This is a genomic window from Streptacidiphilus jeojiense (assembly GCF_000719095.1).
Lineage (GTDB): Bacteria > Actinomycetota > Actinomycetes > Streptomycetales > Streptomycetaceae > Streptacidiphilus > Streptacidiphilus jeojiensis.
On record NZ_JOEH01000135.1, the window covers coordinates 1 to 210 of the forward strand.

The following is a 210-nucleotide window of genomic DNA, read 5'->3' on the forward strand; positions in this document are numbered from 1 at the left end:
CGACTGTTTACTAAAAACACAGGTCCGTGCGAAGCCGTAAGGCGATGTATACGGACTGACGCCTGCCCGGTGCTGGAACGTTAAGGGGACCGGTTAGCTCTGTTTCGACGGGGCGAGGCTGAGAACTTAAGCGCCAGTAAACGGCGGTGGTAACTATAACCATCCTAAGGTAGCGAAATTCCTTGTCGGGTAAGTTCCGACCTGCACGAA

Annotated in this window: 1 rRNA gene; it reads left to right on the top strand. The window is 53.8% G+C overall.

What is annotated here, in order from left to right:
* Positions 1 to 210 (top strand): 23S ribosomal RNA (locus IF29_RS0141365); the annotation flags it as partial.